This window comes from Paenibacillus sp. NEAU-GSW1, assembly GCF_009737085.1.
In the GTDB taxonomy this organism is placed as follows: domain Bacteria; phylum Bacillota; class Bacilli; order Paenibacillales; family Paenibacillaceae; genus Pristimantibacillus.
The window spans coordinates 10,500-30,153 of sequence record NZ_WOVL01000021.1; the positions used below are offsets into that span (position 1 = coordinate 10,500).

Annotated in this window: 12 protein-coding genes; all 12 read right to left on the bottom strand. The window is 50.7% G+C overall.

The features are described 5' to 3' along the window. The 12 genes from GOM71_RS16310 to GOM71_RS16365 all read right to left on the bottom strand — a co-directional run bounded on the left by GOM71_RS16310 (window position 1) and on the right by GOM71_RS16365 (window position 19,623). Window positions 1-4,527: an SBBP repeat-containing protein gene (locus tag GOM71_RS16310; RefSeq protein ID WP_156282951.1), complete on the bottom strand. Its 4,527-nt coding sequence runs from the start codon at window positions 4,525-4,527 to the stop codon at window positions 1-3. A 145-nt stretch (window positions 4,528-4,672) separates the two neighbouring features. Next, window positions 4,673-6,274 (bottom strand): glycoside hydrolase family 43 protein, encoded by a 1,602-nt coding sequence (locus tag GOM71_RS16315; RefSeq protein WP_156282953.1) that lies wholly within the window; start codon window positions 6,272-6,274, stop codon window positions 4,673-4,675. A gap of 44 nt (window positions 6,275-6,318) precedes the next feature. Then, the gene (locus tag GOM71_RS16320) at window positions 6,319-7,344 is read right to left on the bottom strand and encodes an endo-1,4-beta-xylanase (RefSeq protein ID WP_156282955.1); all 1,026 of its coding nucleotides are present in this window, start codon (window positions 7,342-7,344) and stop codon (window positions 6,319-6,321) included. 39 nt (window positions 7,345-7,383) lie between these two features. Next, window positions 7,384-9,465, bottom strand: coding sequence for an alpha-glucuronidase family glycosyl hydrolase (locus tag GOM71_RS16325; RefSeq protein ID WP_156282957.1), 2,082 nt, complete (start codon window positions 9,463-9,465; stop codon window positions 7,384-7,386). Between the two features lie 92 nt (window positions 9,466-9,557). Next, entirely contained in the window at window positions 9,558-10,481 is a 924-nt protein-coding gene (locus GOM71_RS16330) for a carbohydrate ABC transporter permease (protein ID WP_156282959.1), read from the bottom strand. Between the two features lie 15 nt (window positions 10,482-10,496). Next, window positions 10,497-11,468: an ABC transporter permease gene (locus tag GOM71_RS16335; RefSeq protein ID WP_483311052.1), complete on the bottom strand. Its 972-nt coding sequence runs from the start codon at window positions 11,466-11,468 to the stop codon at window positions 10,497-10,499. Window positions 11,469-11,546: 78 nt separating this feature from the next. Continuing rightward, the gene (locus GOM71_RS16340) at window positions 11,547-13,238 is read right to left on the bottom strand and encodes an ABC transporter substrate-binding protein (protein ID WP_156282961.1); all 1,692 of its coding nucleotides are present in this window, start codon (window positions 13,236-13,238) and stop codon (window positions 11,547-11,549) included. Window positions 13,239-13,372: 134 nt separating this feature from the next. After that, a complete protein-coding gene (locus GOM71_RS16345; protein WP_156282963.1) occupies window positions 13,373-15,139 on the bottom strand; it encodes a sensor histidine kinase in 1,767 nt (588 codons plus the stop codon). Continuing rightward, complete coding sequence (locus GOM71_RS16350) at window positions 15,136-16,707, bottom strand: response regulator (protein WP_156282964.1); 1,572 nt, start codon at window positions 16,705-16,707, stop codon at window positions 15,136-15,138. The genes GOM71_RS16345 and GOM71_RS16350 overlap by 4 nt, the downstream gene beginning before the upstream one ends. A 307-nt stretch (window positions 16,708-17,014) precedes the next feature. Then, a complete protein-coding gene (gene bshB2 / locus GOM71_RS16355) occupies window positions 17,015-17,683 on the bottom strand; it encodes a bacillithiol biosynthesis deacetylase BshB2 (protein WP_156282965.1) in 669 nt (222 codons plus the stop codon). Window positions 17,684-17,724: 41 nt separating this feature from the next. Next, window positions 17,725-18,069 carry a YojF family protein gene (locus GOM71_RS16360; protein WP_156282966.1) on the bottom strand — a complete coding sequence of 115 codons (345 nt, stop codon included), beginning with the start codon at window positions 18,067-18,069 and terminating at the stop codon, window positions 17,725-17,727. A 42-nt stretch (window positions 18,070-18,111) separates the two neighbouring features. Further along, window positions 18,112-19,623, bottom strand: a complete 1,512-nt coding sequence (locus GOM71_RS16365; RefSeq protein ID WP_156282967.1) for a leucyl aminopeptidase — start codon at window positions 19,621-19,623, stop codon at window positions 18,112-18,114. Window positions 19,624-19,654 lie beyond the last annotated feature (31 nt).

Consider the following 19,654-nt stretch of genomic DNA (forward strand, 5'->3'; position numbering starts at 1 on the left):
TTATTCCTCATCTGTAATAACCCTTACGGACACGCTCACCTGTCTCGGCGGACCGTTATCCGATACCGCGAATACCGTGCTTGTCAAAACCGTATCCTCCTCTACCTCCGGCAAAACAAACGGCACGCGAATGATTTCATCTGCGTTTAGATCGAATACTTCCGTCGTCAGCCTAATGTTCAGCAGATCCCCGGTCAATTGGCCGTTGACAAGCGGAACATTGCCTGTATTTTTCACTCGTATTGTAAAAACAACCGTCTCGCCTGGGCTGCCCTCAGGTTGATTGACGGCCTGCGTCAAGATCGCATCCGGCTGTGTCTCGGCCGTTATCAGCACCGCTTGCTGCTGCAGCGCCGTCTGATCGCTGAAGACAGCAACATTGTTGCGGAAAACAGCGCCTCCTTCCGCTTGTGCAGGAATAACGAACGGCAGTGTAAACACCTGTCTTTGTCCCGGTCCGAGAGACGGGATAATTTCGCTAAAGCGCAAGAGGAGATCGATCACATGCACATTGGTAAACGTCCGATCGGTTATGTTTTCTAACGTAATCGTTTTTTGAACGGTATTTCCCGGCGGCGCCGTTTCCGGATTCGCACTTACGTTCACATCGAGCAGCGAAGAAGGCAGCGACACGACTACGCGCGCTTCGCTTTGAATCGGCAGCATGCCCGGCGGCCGTTCCGTCCAAGTCACCGATACTCGGTTAGCTACAACCGTTCCTTGCTTCGTGCCGGCAGGAATCGTATAGCTGAATTTCACAATTTTCGTTCGGCCAGGCGCAATTGCGGAAATCGCAAACTGTGTTCCCAGCAGCGAATCGTTCACAACGACGTTTGTCGCCACAAATCTGCCCGTATTCGTAACGGCGACGGAATAATCAATCGTTTCTCGCGGCGCAGCCTCATTCCGGTCCGCAAGCTTATGCACGGCTAATGTCGTCGTCTCTCCCGGCGTAATTTGAACAACAACCTCGGTCTCATAGCGCTGCAGCACCGTCTGGTCGGAAACGGCTGTAAACGTGTTGACAATAACACTTCCATCAGCAGCTCCGGCAGGCACCGTAAAGGTGCCGGTTCTTGTAATCGTTGCGCCTGCAGGCAAAATCGGAACGGTCTCCGAAATGGCAAGCAGCGGATCGCTTATAATGACATTAGTCTGATCGGTTGCCAGCACGTTTTGTAATATGAGCGTGTAAGTAATCGTCTCACCTGGAGCGGCTACCACCCGATCCGCTGTTTTCAGCAATGACAGGCCAAAACCGACAACGTCTACTGTCGATTCAACCTCCTGCGCTCCCAACTGCGCTGATTCCACGGTGAGCAAATTGATGATCTGCGATCCGATAATCGCATCCAGCGGCACCGTATAAGGAATAATCATTTCACGCGCCTCACCAACGGCAAGATCGGACGCCGGGGCAGCATATTGCAGCAGTTCATCGGTGATTTGAATACCGGTAATCGGCACGTTGCCGATATTTTCAAGCACGATCGTATAATTCAACGTTTGCCCCGGAGAAACGCTTTCCCGATCCGGCGTTTTTCGAATGCCAAGCAGCGGAACGGCGGCAACCTCCACTTCGAAATCAGCAGATACAGCAGGCGCCTCATTGCTGATCGCGATAACCGTATTTGAATACGTTCTAGGCGGCGTTTGTAACGGAACCAGCAACTGTACGTTAATAACTTCCGTTTTGTCGACATCCAGCGAAGGGATCGTAACGCTAAGGCTGGTAAGATCATCCGTCACAACAATGTCCGTCACGACGGAATTGCCCGTGTTGCTCACCGTTACCACATAATTGATCGTTTCGCCGGGAGTCGCTACTGTACGATCCGCAATTTTCGTAATCGCGAGCCGCGGGGCGGGCAGCACTTCAACCACAGTGCCAATTTGTTCAGGGTTCGGTAAATTGTCCGCCGTAATTTCGACGAAGTTAACGATCGTTAAGCCCGCTCTCGCATCAAGAGGAATCACATACGGCCAATCAATAACGATATCCATGCCGACATGCAGCACCGCAATCGTTTGATCAAGTCCAATAAGTGGATCAAACAACCGGATGTTGATCAGATCGACATTGCTTCGGTTATGCAGCTCGATGCGGAATACAACCGTCTCGCCGGGACGCGCAGCCTGCGGGCTTACTGATTTGACTGCATTTAAAATCATGACCGCATTTACGAATATTACCGCTTCCGCAACCAGAGGATCGCGAATTTGGTCAGCTCTGACAAACACTTGATTTACGATTGGCCCTGGCGGCGCGTCCGGAGGCACGACGAATGCCAGAACGATCTCTTGGCTGGAAAATGGCGGGATGAACGGGAGAACATTGAAATAACCAACCAACGGATCTTCGATCACAATATTCGTTATTTCTACCGAACCGAAATTTTTCAAATCAATAATAAAATGAACCAATTCACCAGGAAGCACATCAAACCGGTCGGCGAACTTATGGATATCCAGTTTGGCTTCGCCGGATATTTTGACGGCAAAGGCATCGATTTGGCCTGCATTGTAGGGCTGATAGGCTCCTGGCGTTATCGGAAAGCCATACGAGTTCGTCTGTCCTGTCGCATAGATATTCCCTTGCTCATCGACGGCGATGCCAGAGCCAAAGGTATGGTCGCCGCCTAGAAAAGTCGAGAACTCCAAATAGCCGTAATAGCCGATCGTTGTAACGAACGCGCTTTGCAATCCGGGAAACCCGCCTTCAATCGGATCGAACAATGGAAAATCATGCGACTCTGTCACGCCGGTGACATGAACATTACCATTCAAATTAACCGCAATTCCGTTGCCGCCGTCGCTATTGGATCCGCCCAAATAGGTGGAATAGACAATACCGGTTCCCGACGGATCAAGCTTCGTTACAAAAGCGTTTGCGATTCCTCTTAAGAATGGCTGAAATGCGCCGCCGCCAACCGGAAAATCAGGCGAGCTTGTTTTTCCGGTCACATAAGCATAGCCGCCGTCGTCCACCGCGATGCCGTTGCCGAAATCCGCGCGGCTGCCGCCCAAGAAGGTCGAGTATACCAACGCCGATCCCGATTGGTCGAGCCTCAAGACAAAGGCGTCGCCAGGCTCCGCCTCGCCTGCCTCCCCGCCTCCGAAACTCGTCTGGAACGCGCCCGGCGTCGTCGGAAAATCAGCAGACAGCGTATAGCCGGTCACGTAGGCATCGCCGAAATAACTGACATCGATTGCATTCGCATAATCATTCGCTGTTCCGCCTACATAGGTGGAATAATCAAGCGCACTTCCAGACGAATTCAATCTCGCAATAAATGCGCTCGTGCCACCTGCGTTGGTCTGCTGAAATGCCCCGGAAGTGACCGGAAAGTCTGCCTCATCCGTATAGCCCGTTACATACGCGTTCCCCGAGCCGTCAACGGCAATGCCTTTGCCGATGCTGGCGCCTGTGCCGCCTAAATAAGTGGCGTATTCAAACCCGGATCCGCTCCAGTTGAGCTTCGCGACGAATGCCGTATTCGTTCCGCCCCCGAACGAGGTTTGAAATGCGCCTGTTGTGACGGGAAAATCGGATGAAGAGGTCGAGCCCGTTATATAAGCGTTGCCGTAATCGTCAACTGCGATCGCAATTCCGCTGCTCGCGTCAACACCGCCTATATACGTGGAATAGATGAGCCACGAGCCTTCTGGACTGAGTTTGGATACAAAGGCATCCTGCGAGCCGCCGCCGGCAAGTGAGGTTTGGAACGCGCCGGGTGTTGTCGGAAAATTGAGCGAGCTGGTCGTACCTACGATGTAAGCTTCGCCATTCCATCGTTGCACCGCAATGCCGCTGCCGTAATCGTCCAAGCTGCCGCCCAAGTAAGTAGAATAGCTAAGGATCGGATCGATGACGAGCGGGAGGCTGGCGTCGTAGGGCTCCGTCATGACGAACGAAAGCTCACAGCATCCGTCCTGCGTATCCGTCAGTTCATACCGGCACCCGACCTCCTTCCGCACTCCGTCTAGGTTCTGATAGGCCAGCGGCTTCCGGTCGGTCATGATGCCAACTGCGGTATCAAGCAGCAAATTCCCTTCCTCGTCCAGCCGAAAGCCTTCACTCCCCTCGCAGCGGAAACGGATCCGTTCCGGAGCGGATCCCGGCGCAACATGCCAATCAAACTTCAATTGCCCTTCTTCTCCTCGAACAATTAGACCTATGCCTGGCCACACTTCGCTCCAAGCTGCGCTGCGAAAGGCCGGAACGCCTGTATAGGTTTTTTCCCGAAAAAAATGAAACGCAGTGGGCTCCTCTTCCATTCCGTTCACCCGCACATCGGGACTAGCACCTACGAAACGCCAAGCCAGCGTCGTACCGCAAACCCTATCATCATGTTCCGAAGGATCGTTCGCCAGCAAATGAATCAATAGCTGATCCGGCTGCGCCGATAGTTTGAATCGATTGCCTTGCGCATACAGCACTGAAGCCAATGGGCTTTGACCGTCATTGCGAATGAACAGCAACCGCATGTTCTCGCCTAGCGCCTGCAGCGTCTGATTTGCGTGCATCTCATAAACCTCCTTTTTATCGAAAATGTTCGCTTCCGCCTAACACCGCTGCATATCCAACTCATTCTATGTCGGAATTGCTCGGCTATATGTGCAAAAAAAAAAGGCTTCGCACCCGTGAACCCTGCGGGGCGAAGCCTTTCATTTAATCTTCTGTTCCTTGATAATCGAAATATCGGAAATGCGCCGGAGCGGATTGATTCTCTTCTTCCGGAGTACCGTTCACAAACATGCCGACACATACGCCGGTAAAGGCGCCTTCGGAATCCGGCGTCAGACCGTCCGCAGAAGCTGCGCCTGCGCTCAGCCAATGCTCACCGTCCAGCGAGTACAACAGCTCATACTCCTCCTCATTAGAGCGGATGGCGAGCTGCGCTTCGCCCGCTCCATCTCCGTAGCCGGCGGCTTCAAGCGCAACAAACTGCTCTTCCGTTTCGCCCTTCCGGACGATCGCAGAAGCGATGCCAAGCGCGCCTTCACGCCGTTTCAAGCCGATCGCACAGTACGCGCCGTCGCTGAGCCGTGCCGCTAATCCTGCATACTCGCCATCCGAGACAGGCGCAAAGCTTAGCTTTGTCTCGATGCGCATTTCGTGATGCTGCTGGCGTCTGCACACAAATACATTTGAAGCTCCGTCACGCAGCGTATGCCGATTGCCGATTAGAGTCAGTCCGTCTTCCGAAAGCCGTACCGCATCCGCAGAAGGCAGCACGCGAGTGTACAGCCACTCCGGACCTAGCAATTGCAAAGATGCGAAATCGGTATAGACATGCGAATCTGCAGCTACACGGCTGCTTTCTAAGCTTTCCTCCACTTGAGCAGCCCCGCAATCCCACGCGGCATGCTCCAGCTCGACTTCCATCTCCAGACCAACATGCCCTTCATTGTTGTCGATCATCGGCCAGCCGTCCACCCATTGAACCGGTGCGAGGAACGTTTCCCTGCCAAGCACGCTGCCGTTCGCGTTCCGCGGACGCACCCCCAGAAACAATGCCCACCAATTGCCCGCGCTATCGTCAATCAACTCGACGTGACCCGTATATTGAATAGGATGATCCGAAAGACGATTATGCGTCAGGATGGGATGAGGCAGCATTTCAAACGGTCCGTACGGGGACTCGCTTCGCCCGATAATTTCCCGATGCTGCGGACCGGTGCCGCCGGAGGCTGTCATCATATAGTACAAGCCGTTGATCTTGTATAAATGCGGCCCTTCCACCCACGGCCCTTCATCGCCCTCCCATACGACAACCGGTTCCGTCAGCGCCGCTCCTGTCTCGATATCGATCTCATATTGAATAATATGAGAGGTTTCCCCGAAACCGGATTGAGCGGACACATAAACTTTGCCGTCTTCATCGAAGAATAGCGACGGATCGATGTTGCCGTACGGAATCCGAATCGGGTCGCTCCATGGTCCAGCCGGATCGGCTGCGGTCACATAAAAGTTGCCGATGCCATACACATCGGTCGTAATCAAATAGAAAACGCCTTCGTGATGGCGAAGTACAGGCGCATAAATGCCTTCCGAGCTTTTCCGCGACAGCATATCCACTTGACTGCTTCGCGTCAGCACGTTGCCGATCTGCTTCCAGCTCACTAAATCTTTACTATGGAAAAGAGGTACGCCTGGAAAATATTCGAACGTGCTTGTCGCCAAATAATAATCGTCGCCGACGCGAATCGCGCTCGGGTCGGGATAAAAACCAGGCAATACCGGATTGCGATATTTCATCCGCGTTTTCATCGTCGTCTCACCTATCCTATTTCCCCGGAAATGATTTAATTGCGTTAACGATTGTTCCAATTCGCAATTTTCCAAAAAGCCGGCTTAGGCTGATGCTTCTCGTCAAAAACGAAAGGCCAGTTTTTTCTGCCTCTCACTGGGAAATCGTCAAGCCAGGTATAGTCGTCTCCCGCTCCCCAGAACGTAATCGCAGTAATGACCTCATGATATTCACGGAACAAGCCGAACACCTGCTCATAGCGCTCCGCCTGCTTCTCCAGCATTTCCGCTGTCGGCTGCAGCAAGTCGGTGCGGCGATCTTCAAAATCAAACATCGAAATGTCGAGCTCGGTCACTTGAAGCTGCAGCCCAAGCGCTGCATATTTCTCAATCGCTTCACGAATTTCGGCAATGCTCGGTCCATTCAGATTCCAATGCCCTTGCAGGCCGATTCCGTGAATCGGTACCTCCTGCTGCTGCAGCATTTGAATCAGGCGAATAATTTTGTCGCGCTTCTCGGGATTGCATTCATTGTAATCGTTATAGAACAGCAGCGCATTCGGGTCAGCCTCATGCGCAAATTGAAACGCCTTGGCGATAAAGTCTTCGCCAATGCCATTCAGCCAGTTGGACTCCCGCAGCCAAACGTCGCTTTTGTCCTCGATGACTTCATTTACAACATCCCAGCAATAAATAAGTCCTTTATACCGTCCTGCCACGATGTCGATATGTTCCTTCATACGGGCAAGCAGCGTTTCCCGAATGGCCGGTACGCCGTCCGATTCCTCGAACACCCAGTCCGGCGTCTGATTGTGCCAAACGAGTGTATGGCCGCGCATCCGCATGCCGTGCTTCGCGGCGAAATCAACGAGGCGGTCCGCAGCTTCAAACGTATAAACGTCTTTCAACGGATGAATGCGTTCGAATTTCATATCGTTTTCCGCCGTAATGCTGTTAAAATGTGCGGCCAGTAATTCCTTCTGCGTCTCGATTGTCGTTTGGCTCACGGCTGCGCCGATATCAAACAAACCTTTGTACTGTTGACCAAGTCCGGGAATTACAAGATTCGACTTTTGCAAGCTATTATTCATTTGAACGCCCTCTCCTCTGCACGCCGCGGTTAGCGACGATTAATAAATGGTTCTGCCCCGTGCATCCTCAATGCCCGATTTCCGATAAAAATACGTATTTACAATATCGCGCCATTCTTTCGCGTTCTCCAGCTGCTCGTTCAATCTGCCGGCTACAAGGCGGAACCGCAGTTCATCGACTCGTCCCTCAAGCTTTGCCCAGCGGTCCTGCCAGTAAGCGACCCGTTCCACTCCGCTGAAATGCGTATCGTAAATATGCTGTATAACAGTTGAACCCGAGTGAAGCACATGCGTGTACGGCACATGATGGAAAAATAAGAGCAGCTCATCCGGACAGCTTTCCAAGCTTTCATATACGGCTGCATTTGCCGACTCATACTGCCCTGCATAGCCGGTGCCGTCAGCCTTCGTCCGGTTGACGCCAATGCCAAGATGATCGGCAAAATGATACGTGCCCCACTTCGAATATTCATAGCCGTCGATATCCGGACCGTAGTGATAATGCGGACGCACCATCCAGCCTACGCCGAGCGGCGACGTGTAGCTCTCATAGATAGACCACGATTCCAGCAGAAAGGAAACGACCGCCTCTCCGACCGTCTCGTCCGCTCCGAACGTCAGCGACGTCCATTCGCTTGCGATTTGCTCGGAAGTCAAATCCGGATTCCAGATCAAGCGCCCATAGCCATACAGATTCGCTTGCGCCAGATGATGCCCCGTCCAATTGTCATCATCGCCAATATTGCTGACCGCTGTAATGCCGCTATGCATATAAGGATGAATATTGCCCGCGGCGATTTCTTTGATCGTGCTTCCATTGCCGCCGTGATGCGTATCGAAATCAAGCACTTCTTTCCATTGCGGCACCAGGAAGCAGACATGCCGCTGCTGACCGGTATATTCTTGCGTAATTTGAAATTCCATCATTTGATTCGTCTTCTGCATCGCGCCAAACAACGGCGATACCGGCTCCCGCACTTGGAAATCCATCGGTCCGTTTTTAATTTGCAGCACGACATTGTCCATAAACTGTCCGTCAAGCGGCTTGAAATGGTCATACGCCGCACGCGCCCGATCGGTCGAACGATCCCGCCAATCCTGGTGGCAGTTGTACACGAAGCATCTCCAAAGCACGAGACCGCCATAAGGCTGCAGCGCTTCGCCAAGCATATTGGCGCCGTCCGCATGATTTCGGCCGTACGTAAACGGCCCCGGGCGATTTTCAGAATCGGCCTTCACAAGGAAACCGCCGAAATCCGGGATATGCCGGTACACTTCAGCCGCCTTTTCCTTCCACCAGGCTCGTACGCGCTCATCGAGCGGATCGGCTGTGTCCAAATCGCCAAGCTCTATCGTCGCTGCATAATTAACGCTTAAATAAAGTTTGATGCCGTATTCCCTGAACACGCTTGCAATTTCAGCCACCTGAGGCAGCAGCCGCTCTGTAATAAGGAACGTCTCCGGCCGATGCACGTTGACATTATTAATGGCAATACCGTTAATGCCGATCGAAGCCATCATTCGCGCATAGTCGCGAATACGCCCGGAGCCGGACAGCAGCTCATTGTTGCGGAAAAAAATCGAATCGCCGGCATACCCCCGCTCGATGCTGCCGTCCATATTGTCCCAATGATTGATCATCCGAAGGCTGTATTTCGGCGATTCCGAAATTTGCAGCGACTCCAGCGATTCACCCGATTGGATGAGCCTCAGCAAATGGAAAACAGCGTATAATGCGCCGGATGCCGAAACGCCGGCGGCAAGCACATACGTCCGGCCGCCTTGATTCACCGTCCTCAGCCAATAGCTTTCAGCAGACACGCTGCTTACTGCCGTTACGTCCGTTAAAGCGCTGTCAATAATCGCGGAGCTGCCCAGCGTTCCGACCACAATGGCCTTCCCTGCATGCCGATCCTCCGTGCCGGTCCATTGCACTTCCGCCTGCATGCCAAGCATGGAATCCAGCGCCATCTTCAGTTCATTTGCAGCCGACGCCAGCGGGCCGTCTCCGTATTCGCCAGCGATTACAATATGCTTCGTCCACTGGCGGTAGCTTTCCGCCAGCGCTGCGTTGTTCACTCGGTCATAACGCAGCCAGCCTTTATATCCATTATCGATCATCGCATGTACCCCTCTCTATAAAAGGCCGCGTCCGCCTGATGGAACATCTTGGATCGGAAGCGGCCTATCTATACATTCTATACTGTCTTGCGTTATCCCTTCACGCCGCCAACGGTCATCCCTTTAACGAAATACTTTTGCAGGAAAGGATACACCATAATGATTGGCAAGCTTGCGATAATCGTCATCGTTGCGCGGATCGAGGTCGGCGTTACCGAAACGCCGCCGCTTTGCGCAGATGCAAACGCGTCGCCTGCAGTAGTCGAGTTCGCTGCCGTATTCGACGTTTGCAATATTTTCATCAACTCGTATTGCAGCGTGCTTAACTCAATATGCGAGGAGTTGTACAGAAATACGTCGAACCACGAATTCCATTGCCCTACGGCTACGAATAGCGATACAGTGGCAAGCGCCGGAACGGTAAGCGGCAGCACGATTCGGAAAAACGTTGTAAAATCGCCCGCGCCGTCCATTCTCGCCGATTCCATAATGCCTTCCGGCAGCCCCTCGATAAAGGAGCGAATAACGATCATATTAAATACGCTGATAATGCCCGGAATAATGTACACCCAGAACGAATTGATCATACCCAGCTCTTTAATGAGCAAGTACCCCGGAATAAGGCCGCCGCTGAAATACATCGTAAAGATGAAAGCGACCGTTACGAACTTCCGCAGCACATATTCCTGACGGCTGATCGTGTAAGCAAGCATTGCCGTAAAGAATACGGAGACAACCGTCCCGAGAATCGTGCGCGCCGCCGAGATGAACGTTGCGAAATAAATCGATGCTTCATTAAAAATGTAATTGTAATTGTCCAACGTCCACATCCGAGGCCAGAAGTAAACGCCTCCGCGAATGGAATCGTTCGCGTCGTTGAACGACAGTGCGAACATGTTGATGAACGGATAGAGCGTAATGCATACCAGTCCGAGCATCAGAATAATGTTGACCGTATCAAAAATTTTATCGGGCCAATTAAAATATACTTTGCGGGAAGAACTTCCTTCACTCATCATTTATGCCTCCTTCTAGAACAACCGGCTTTCGCCCATTCTCTTCGCGATGTTGTTAGCCGCGATGAGGAAAATGAAGCTGACGACGGTCTTAAACATTCCGGCAGCCGTCGCTACACCATAGTTGCCCATGTCCATCCCGTATTTCAGTACGAATATATCAAGGTTTTCGGAATATTCCACGTTCATAGGATTACCGAGCAAGTATTGCGGCTCGAACCCCGATTCCAAAATATGCCCAAGGTTCATAATCAATAAAATAACGATGACGGATTTCAAGCCTGGGAGCGTAATATGCAGAATGCGCTGGAACCGGTTGGCCCCATCGATTTCCGCAGCCTCGTACTGCGAGGGGTCGATCGTCGTAATAGCCGCCAAATAAATGATCGTATTCCAGCCGACGTTTTTCCACACCTCAGCGCTGCCGAGAATGCCCCAGAAATATTCCCCTTTTCCAATCCATAGGATCGGTTGATCGATAATGTTTAGCTTGATAAGCATAATATTGATAATGCCTTCCGGCGACAATGCCGAAGATACGATGCTTGCCGCTACAACCCACGATATAAAGTGCGGCAAGTAGCTGATCGTCTGCACGAACCGCTTAAATATAATGTTGCGAAGCTCATTTAGCAGGATGGCCAATACGATGGCCGTAACGAATCCGAGAATTAAGTTGATCGAGCTCATAACGAGCGTATTGCGAAGCACGAGATAAAAGCGATCCTCGCTGAATAGAAAATCGAAGTTTTTCCAGCCTACCCATTGCTGATCGAACAAATCTTTTGCCGGTCTGAATTTCTGGAACGCGATCGTCCAGCCCCAAAGCGGCACATACTTAAACACGAATACCCACAGCAGAAAAGGAAGCGACATCAGCATCAGCACTTTTTGCTGCAGCAGTTTTTTGAAAAACAGCTGCAAACGAGAGCTGCCGGATAACGGTCTATTAAGGTTTGCAACGGCTTGTTCTATATGTTTCTCCACCTGATTAATCTCCCTTCCATAAAACCGGAGGACCGAAGCATCGTGCTTCGCCCCGGTCCTCCGTTAACGCTTAGTTTTTTACCATTTTCCGTCGATGCGGTCTTTAACTACTTTTGTAATAAATGCTTCGTAACCTTTTACATCATTCTTGTTGTATTCGGCTACATATTCGTTCCAAATTTTTTCGAAGTCGCCTGGTGCAGCGAGAACGAGTTTCGGAATGTATTTTTGTTGTACGTCAGCTGTTTTTTGTTCGAAAACTTGCTCAGGCGTGCCTTGGCCTTTGTTGATGCTCCATGCAGGGAACCATGGGCGCTCATCCGGCTTCGCGAAGTATTCGGAAAATGTTTTCGCGCCGTATGCATCAAGAATCGCTTTGTCGCCGTCTGTGTATTCTGTAGCCACAATTTCAGGCTGATTGCCTACGGCATATGAGTTACCGTCGGCAAGCAGGGAGTTGTTGCCGTAACGCGGCCAGCTGTACTCGAAGTAGCTCCAGCCGATCGAGCGTTTTTTCTCGTTGTCGTTGCGGTCTACAATTTGCTCTTTGGTCATGACATAACGGCCGTCTGCATCCACGGAATAATGCGTATCTTTAATACCCCATTGAACAAGAATTTGGTTCTCTTCTTTAAGCAGGTTGTCGAAATATTTAATAATGCGTACCGGATCTTTCGCTTTTACGGAAATACCGATACCCCGGTTGTTAACGAAAGCAGGAGGATCTACATACTGATCTTTCGTATTCGCATCGAACACGATTGGCAGCGGAGCGTAACGCTTCTCATCGATGCCCGCTTTTTTCAAGTTGTTCGTTGCGTCTCCTACTTGCCAGCCGTAGTTGAAATAGCCGAGTACGCGGCCGGAAGTCAGCTTAGCCAAGTATTGGTCTTTGTTCGCCGTGAACGATTCCGGATCGAACATGCCTGCCGCGTTCACTTCATTCAGCTTCTGCAGCCATCTTTTCTCATAGTCGGACGCCGCGTAAACTTTAGCATCATGCGTAGTCATGTCGACCATAACGCCGCCGTCGTTTGGATAGCCTGCAAGGTGCATCGGAGTGTTCGTGATTGTGAAGAAGTTGTCCTTCACGCCTGCGAACGTTGCAAAACCGATTGTGTCCTTGCCGTCAACTTGCGGATATTTATCTTGGTACTTCTTAATCAGATCGAAGTACTCGTCAAGTGTTTTGATTTTTGGATAGCCAAACTCTTTCAGTACGGAGCGTTGAATCCAGAACGCGCCTTGACCGATCGTCGGGTCGCCGATATAGCCTTGGTCTGCGGAGAATGGCAGGTGATAGATCTTGCCGTCCTCTTGTCTGAACTTATCGAAATAAGGACCGTAAACGCGTTTAATGTTAGGGCCGTATTGCTCAATCAAATCGTCCAGCGGGATAAAAGCGCCGGCATCGAGCAGCTTGTCAATCTCGCCCTCTGGAACGATAACGTCCGGATAGTCGCCGGACGCGATCATGACGCCGGATTTTGTTTTAACGTCCCCAACGAGAAATTCCATTTTCCAGTCCACGCCAGTTTGCTTTTGAAGCTCTTTACCGATTATGGTGTCGCTTGCAAGTACATCTTTGTTGTTGCCAAAGCTGTAGTAAGTAAAGGTTACCGGCGTTTTGTCGTTTTCCGCAGCGGCTGTCGATTCAGCCGGTTTATTGCTCTCTTTGCTGCCCGTGTTGCCATTGCTGCAACCAACAACGAGCATGACAGAAGCCGTCATGGCAGCCAGGCCTGCGTTCAACCATTTCTTGTTGCCCATCTTCATAAATACCCCTTTCAGTTTCAAACGTCTTGTAAGCACTTTCAGTATAGATCGAAACCGCTTGCCTGATTACCCGCCAAACTTTAGTTCGTACTTTAAAATGCATAGTTTTGCTATAGGCCGCTATTGGTTTATTGCATATCTTCTCCCGTTTTTCCATCCTTAGGAAGCCGAAGCTCGACCGTCGTCCCTTTGCCATGCTCGCTTTGAATATCGAATTCAAACGCATCCGGGTAGCAAAGCTTTAGACGCGTATATACATTTTTCATGCCGACATTGTCGCCTATCGTATCGTCGTCCTTCAAATAGTGAAGCAGCTCGTCAAGCTTGCTTTCCGTCATCCCCATTCCATTGTCGCTTAAGCGGAAAACAAGCCGATTGCCGGATAAACCGATATGCAGCGCGATCAGCCCGATAGCAGGCGATCCCTCGACGCCGTGTATGCTGGCATTTTCTACAAATGGCAGGAACGTCATTTTCGGAATCATTTGGTCGTAAACAGCATCCTCAACGGTTAACTGATATTGCAGCTTGTCCCCGAAACGGTATTTTTGAATTTCAAGGAAGCATTCAATCAGCTCGATTTCTTCACGAATCGTCACCCAGCTGCGCTTCCATGAAATAGACTTGCGGAAAATTTTAGCCATGTAATTGATCGTCCTGGCCGTCTCTCCCTCACCCTTCATCAAGCTGCGCATCCGAATCGTTTCCAGCGCATTGAACAAAAAGTGCGGATTGATCTGACTATGCAGGGCGTGAAGCTGCGCTTGACGCTGACGGATTTCCAAATCCTTCTTCTGGATATCAGCCATATAGACGTCATTAATCAAATTGTCGATCCTCGCAGTCATTCGATTGAACTCGCTGGTGAGCTGGCCGATCTCGTCGCGCGAATCCTCGTACGGGATCGGTTCGAACTGCTGGTGTTTAACCTTTTTCATATATATCAGAATGCGGACGAGCCGATGGTGAATCGATCTCGATATGACCACAATAATAATCGTTGGGAGGAGGAAATTCAGAGCCGCCAAATAAAAAATAAAAGAGCCCGACTTGCGGACCTCGTGCAAAACATTTTTCTCATCCATGACACCGTGCAGCGCCCATCCATTCAAATAGTTGTTGTTGGCATACAGCTTGTTGAATTCAATCGGCTTTTCCGGCTTCTCGACTTTCGTTATTGGAAGCGTGCCCGAGCTCCAGTCCATTTCTTTATCGTTGGCAAAATGAACCGTTTGATTCGGGTGCACAAAATAAATGTTTCCCTCAAAACCGGAATTGGCGAACAGTTGCCTTACCGTCGCCATATTCAGATCAATTTTTACAATGCTGTTGACTGATGTGACGGTATTGTTCATGCGCTGGATCATGCTGATCTGACTATCGTTAACGTATAAATAAGGGTAGGATACGTTTGTCTGAATAAAATCCTGGTACCATGGCTCAGCAACAACCGATTCGGTAAGCGGCAAAATATTGCCCGAGGCCAGCATCGTCTTGTTATCTGTATAAATAATTGTCGAGTTCGTCGTATGATACGCTTGCTCCGATTTATTGAACATGCCGCGCATTTTTTCGTTAAGCGCCTCAATATACTCCGCTTGGCTGGCATAATGGTGGTTCAAATGGTCGTTAAGCACTGGATCAATATAGTAGAGATAAGATATGCCTGCAGCCTCGTCGATGACAGCACGAAGCTCTCGCTGCAGCTGTTCGAGCGCAATATCCGCATCATGTGTTTTTTGATTTATAATATTGTTCGTTGACACATTATAGAAAAAAATATTGGTTAGCACGATTGGAATAAAGACGCACAAAAAATACATGAAAATCAGCTTGTCGCGCAGCTTCAGATGGTTTAAATGAAATCGTCCCACGTTGTATCTCCATCCGTTCATTTTTTGCCTAACAATTTATTGCGATAGTCGGTAGGCGTCGCCTTCTCCAGCTTCTCGAACTGGGTAACGAAATAATCGGCGTTCTGGAATCCGACCCGCTCTGCTACCTCATACATGCGCAGATCGGTTTGACGCAGCAGCTTCTTCGCTTCCGCAATTCGGATGCTTAACAAATAATCGTTGAAATATACGCCGTACGATTTGCGGAACAATTGCCCAAGATATGCCGAATTCATATAAAATTTAGCCGCAATGCTCTTTAAGCTAATGTTCTCGGTATAATGCGCCTCGATATATTTCTTAATCCGCTCAATGCCGCCCTTGGACTGCTCGCCTCGCCGTTCCGACATGTATGCGGCAGCCTCCGCTGCAAACGCCAGAAATAACGGCTTCAAATGCTGCAGCCGATTGTATCCGTTCTGCCAATCCATCACTTTCGGCAGCAGCTTCAGCTCCGTTTCATCTCCATCCATCTCGCGAATAATATTTATAATGCCGATGACACAGCGGGTAATCGCATTCGCCACCGCGCTTGGAGCAAAACGCTTCTCGATAAATTCCTGGAACAGACGGTCAATGTCGCTCGCATAAGCCTCTTGATCATTCTCTTCCACATGCTCCAGCAGCTTTTTATACGTATCGTTCTCAATGTCGAAGTAATAGAGCAAAGTGCCTTGAAGCCGGTTCGCGAACAAAATGTTTTGACCGTCCTCGGCAAATTTATAGGACATTGCTTCGTTCGCGCTTTGGTACGTTTGCTTCACCTTTCCGAGCCCTTCGACGGAATCGCCAATATAGAGCATCACATCCGCTTTCGCGGCGCGGCTTAGCTCCCTTTGAAGACCTCGATATATGGTTTCACAGCTGCTGCCTTCCGTTATCCGGTCAATCGGCAACAGCAGCCCGAACAGCCCTTTCTGCTGTTCATAGACCGGAATGCGGCTGCGATGCTCCTCCGGCAAAAACTGCAGCGCGACCGCTGCTTCTTTCGCTGTCCACTGCGCTGGCAGTTGTCCGTTCGCTCCCCGTCCGTGAAGCTCCGCCAGCACATAGACGAACGACTCCGACTCGTCGAGCTGCAGCGCGCGGGCAAGCGCTTTCACATCATCTTCGGAGAGGTGGCCTTTTATGAGCGTCTCGACGACCGATTCCGAGACCTGCTTCTCTCCGGTCAAGCTGGCCAAACGTTTGACGTTAAGCGTACCGGAGAGCTTGCGAAGCGTTGACTCCAATTCAGCCTCGTCTATTGGCTTCAATATATAATCGTGTACGCCGTATCTTAACGCCTGCTGCGCATATTTAAAATCGTGATAACCGCTTATAATAATAAAAACAGGCGGATTCTCCATGCTTTCCGTTAGCTTCTGAATGAGCCCCAGTCCGTCCAATACCGGCATCCGAATGTCCGTGATGACAAGATCCGGCTGCAGCAGGCTAATCTGTTCAAGCGCTTCGCTGCCGTTTTCCGCTTCTCCGCATATTTCATAATGCAAAGATTGCCAGTCCATTAAATTCAATAATCCTTTGCGGACAAAAATTTCGTCATCCACCAGCAGCACTTTGTACATAATCATTCCCCTTTCAACACACCAGTTTTAATTATAAAGTATCGCTATATGCAGAATCATCCCCTTAATATATGGAATAATCATCTATCAATTCGACAATGCCGAATATTATAAAGGGATGCTAATCATCCGAGTACCCGCAAAACTATAGCATTTACTTAAAAGATTAAAGTGATCCCGCTGCACACCTACAGCTGTTCGCTTTTCACGCTCTCGAATGCTGTTTCTGCTCGTTTTAGGCTCATTTGAGCCTAAAATAAAAAACTGCGCCGCCGTTTACATCCCAACGGCAGCGCAGCATATAAAATTAATACCGATATGTCCAGAACCGCTCTATTCCAAAACGGTCGCGAACCTCTTTGCGCTTCCAGCTCTCACGGCCCTCCAGCTCGGCAAATTGAAACTGTGAGCGATGCGCGCGAATTGACGCTACCTTTTGCTCCAAAAAGTCTGTCACATCGTTATAAATATCGGGTTCGCCAATATTTTCCACCGTATTGCGCGAGAACGCTATGCACAATACGCGAGGGCGCTCATTAGCAGGCATCCGGCCAACTGTTCGGACGACCGATGCTCCGCATGCGTCATGATCGGGATGAACGCTATAACCGGGATAGAACGTCAATATTACTTCTGGCCGAATTTCCTTAATGATAGCGTCAATGCTGCCATCCAGCTTGTCCTGATCCTCAAACTCGATCATTTTATCGTGAAAGCCAAGAAGCCGAACATCTTGAATGCCGATGGCCAGGCAAGACTCCTCCAGCTCCTTCTTGCGGTATTCCGGCAGCGTTACCCGATTTGCAAACGGCGGCACGCCCATTGTGCGCCCCATCTCGCCAAGCGTCAGGCACGCATAGGTCACATGTGCGCCTTCCTCTATCGATTTGGCCAACGTTCCCGAGAGGCCGAACGCTTCATCGTCCGGATGCGGCAGAATGACGAGAATACGCTCTGCTTTTTGCCAAGTTGCCATCTTCGATCCTCCCTTTCTTGTTCTTAATACCCACTGCTATTCTAAAAAGGGCTCTCACTCAGCTGCAACGCGACAACGAGCTTGCCTTGGCTGTCATGTCCAGCCAGAATGAGTCTTTCGACGTCGCCAGAGTCCCAATGGGTCAATCCTTCCGAATAAATCCAGCCATTGGACGTTTTCAAACCTACGCGATACGGCCCGTCGCCGGCAATTGAGCCTGCTGAATATTGTACAACGGCGTTGCTTATAAAAGTAGCCGCCGGATGTTTGCTGCTGTCGTTATGTGCCGCATATGCGCCAGACGTCATCTCGACATGCGCATACAGCGGCCGGTTTTTCCAAGCATTAATACGTTCCTGCACGGATTGCTTATTGATAAGCTGCATGCTATTTCTCCTTCCCCATCCCTGTTAATCCGCCTCTGTTGTCTATTCGCCCGTAACAAGCTCAGCTAGCGTACGGACCATAACGCCGGTTGCTCCTTTAGGCTCCCAGCTTCTGCTTCGATCCAGAAAAGCTGTACCGGCAATGTCCAGATGCACCCAAGGCAGCTCCTCTGCGAATGCGCCGACGAACAGTCCGCCTGTAATCGTTCCTGCGTATCGGCCTCCGCTGTTTTTCAAATCAGCGGCATCGCTTGTCAATTGCTTTTTATACTCCGGGTAAGCAGGAAGCTGCCATACCCGTTCTCCGCTTTTCTCAGAGGCTTGTTTGACTTGCTCCATTAAGCTCTCGTCATTCGTTACCGCTCCCGTTGCTTCAATGCCAAGAGCGGACAGAACGGCACCGGTAAGCGTCGCAACGTCAACCAGCTTCGTCGCTCCCCGGCGAATTGCCGTCGTTAAACCGTCGCCCAGCACAAGTCGGCCCTCTGCGTCGGTATTTACCACTTCTACCTTCAGCCCGTTCATCATCGTTATAATATCGCCCGGCTTGAACGCCCGATCCGACGGCATATTCTCCGCAGTAGGAATGACTGCAACGATATTGACGGCAGGCTTTATCTCACCGACAATTCGCAGCGCCCCAATAACGGCAGCCGCTCCTCCCATATCCGATATCATCTCTTCCATTCCTGCCGCTTTTTTCAGCGAAATACCGCCAGTGTCAAACGTAATGCCTTTCCCGATCAATCCCCAAGTCTCATTATCATCGGGAGCGCCTTTATAATGAAGCACGATCATTCGAGGCGGATTCGCGCTGCCTTGTCCGACGCCAAGCAATCCGCCCATGCCTTGCTCGGCAGCCGTCCACTCGTCAATGACTTCAATATCAAAGTCATATTCCCGCGCCATATTTTCCGCATAAGCTGCCAGCCCTTCCGGCGTCAGCCGGTTGCCTGCGAGATTCGTCAAATCGCGAGCCGCTTTTACGCCTTCCGCGAACAGCTCTCCGCGAGCAATGCCTGCATTCCATTTCTCGGCATAGCCCGAAGGTTCAGCGCCTCCGCCAGCCAGGACGAAAGAAAGCTTGCTAATCTCGTAGCGCTGCTTCTCATTTCGCAGCTCTGGAAGTCTGTCATAGATCGCTAATTTAAGACCTTCCGTTAACGCTTGCGACGCTTGTTCAGCCGAGTATCCGTTTCCGCCATCAATGACTTCCTGCGGCACTTGAAGCTGTACCGTTTGCGCTTTAATTCGCTTTAGCGCCTTCGCAGCTGTTGCTCCTGCAAGTCGCAGACCAGCAAGTCCTACAGCATTGCCTATCCCTACGAAAATAATATGGTTAGCCGAATGAAGACCGAGCGTAGCAATAATCTCCGCTTGCTCCTGTTCTCCTTTAAACAGCCCCTTTGCATGACATGCGCGAAGCGCGATATCGATTTGCGGCTGTACCCACTGCGCCGTCTGATCCTTCAGATCTGTTGGACTGATCAGTCGAACGATTGCTTCCGCCGAACCGGCAGACGCTGCTGATTCATATGTAAAGGATGTAGTCATATCTTTTAAACCTCTCTTTCAAAAACAAAAT

Bases quoted from the DNA above. Each gene is read 5' to 3' on its own strand.
- GOM71_RS16360 (WP_156282966.1), bottom strand. From the start codon at position 18,069: ATGCAGCTTATCAATAAGCAATCCGTGCAGGAACGTATTAATGCTTGG.
- GOM71_RS16345 (WP_156282963.1), bottom strand. From the start codon at position 15,139: ATGAACGGATGGAGATACAACGTGGGACGATTTCATTTAAACCATCTG.
- GOM71_RS16340 (WP_156282961.1), bottom strand. From the start codon at position 13,238: ATGGGCAACAAGAAATGGTTGAACGCAGGCCTGGCTGCCATGACGGCT.
- GOM71_RS16320 (WP_156282955.1), bottom strand. From the start codon at position 7,344: ATGAATAATAGCTTGCAAAAGTCGAATCTTGTAATTCCCGGACTTGGT.
- bshB2 (WP_156282965.1), bottom strand. From the start codon at position 17,683: ATGGCAACTTGGCAAAAAGCAGAGCGTATTCTCGTCATTCTGCCGCAT.
- GOM71_RS16365 (WP_156282967.1), bottom strand. From the start codon at position 19,623: ATGACTACATCCTTTACATATGAATCAGCAGCGTCTGCCGGTTCGGCG.
- GOM71_RS16350 (WP_156282964.1), bottom strand. From the start codon at position 16,707: ATGTACAAAGTGCTGCTGGTGGATGACGAAATTTTTGTCCGCAAAGGA.
- GOM71_RS16330 (WP_156282959.1), bottom strand. From the start codon at position 10,481: ATGAGTGAAGGAAGTTCTTCCCGCAAAGTATATTTTAATTGGCCCGAT.
- GOM71_RS16315 (WP_156282953.1), bottom strand. From the start codon at position 6,274: ATGAAAACGCGGATGAAATATCGCAATCCGGTATTGCCTGGTTTTTAT.
- GOM71_RS16310 (WP_156282951.1), bottom strand. From the start codon at position 4,527: ATGCACGCAAATCAGACGCTGCAGGCGCTAGGCGAGAACATGCGGTTG.
- GOM71_RS16325 (WP_156282957.1), bottom strand. From the start codon at position 9,465: ATGATCGATAATGGATATAAAGGCTGGCTGCGTTATGACCGAGTGAAC.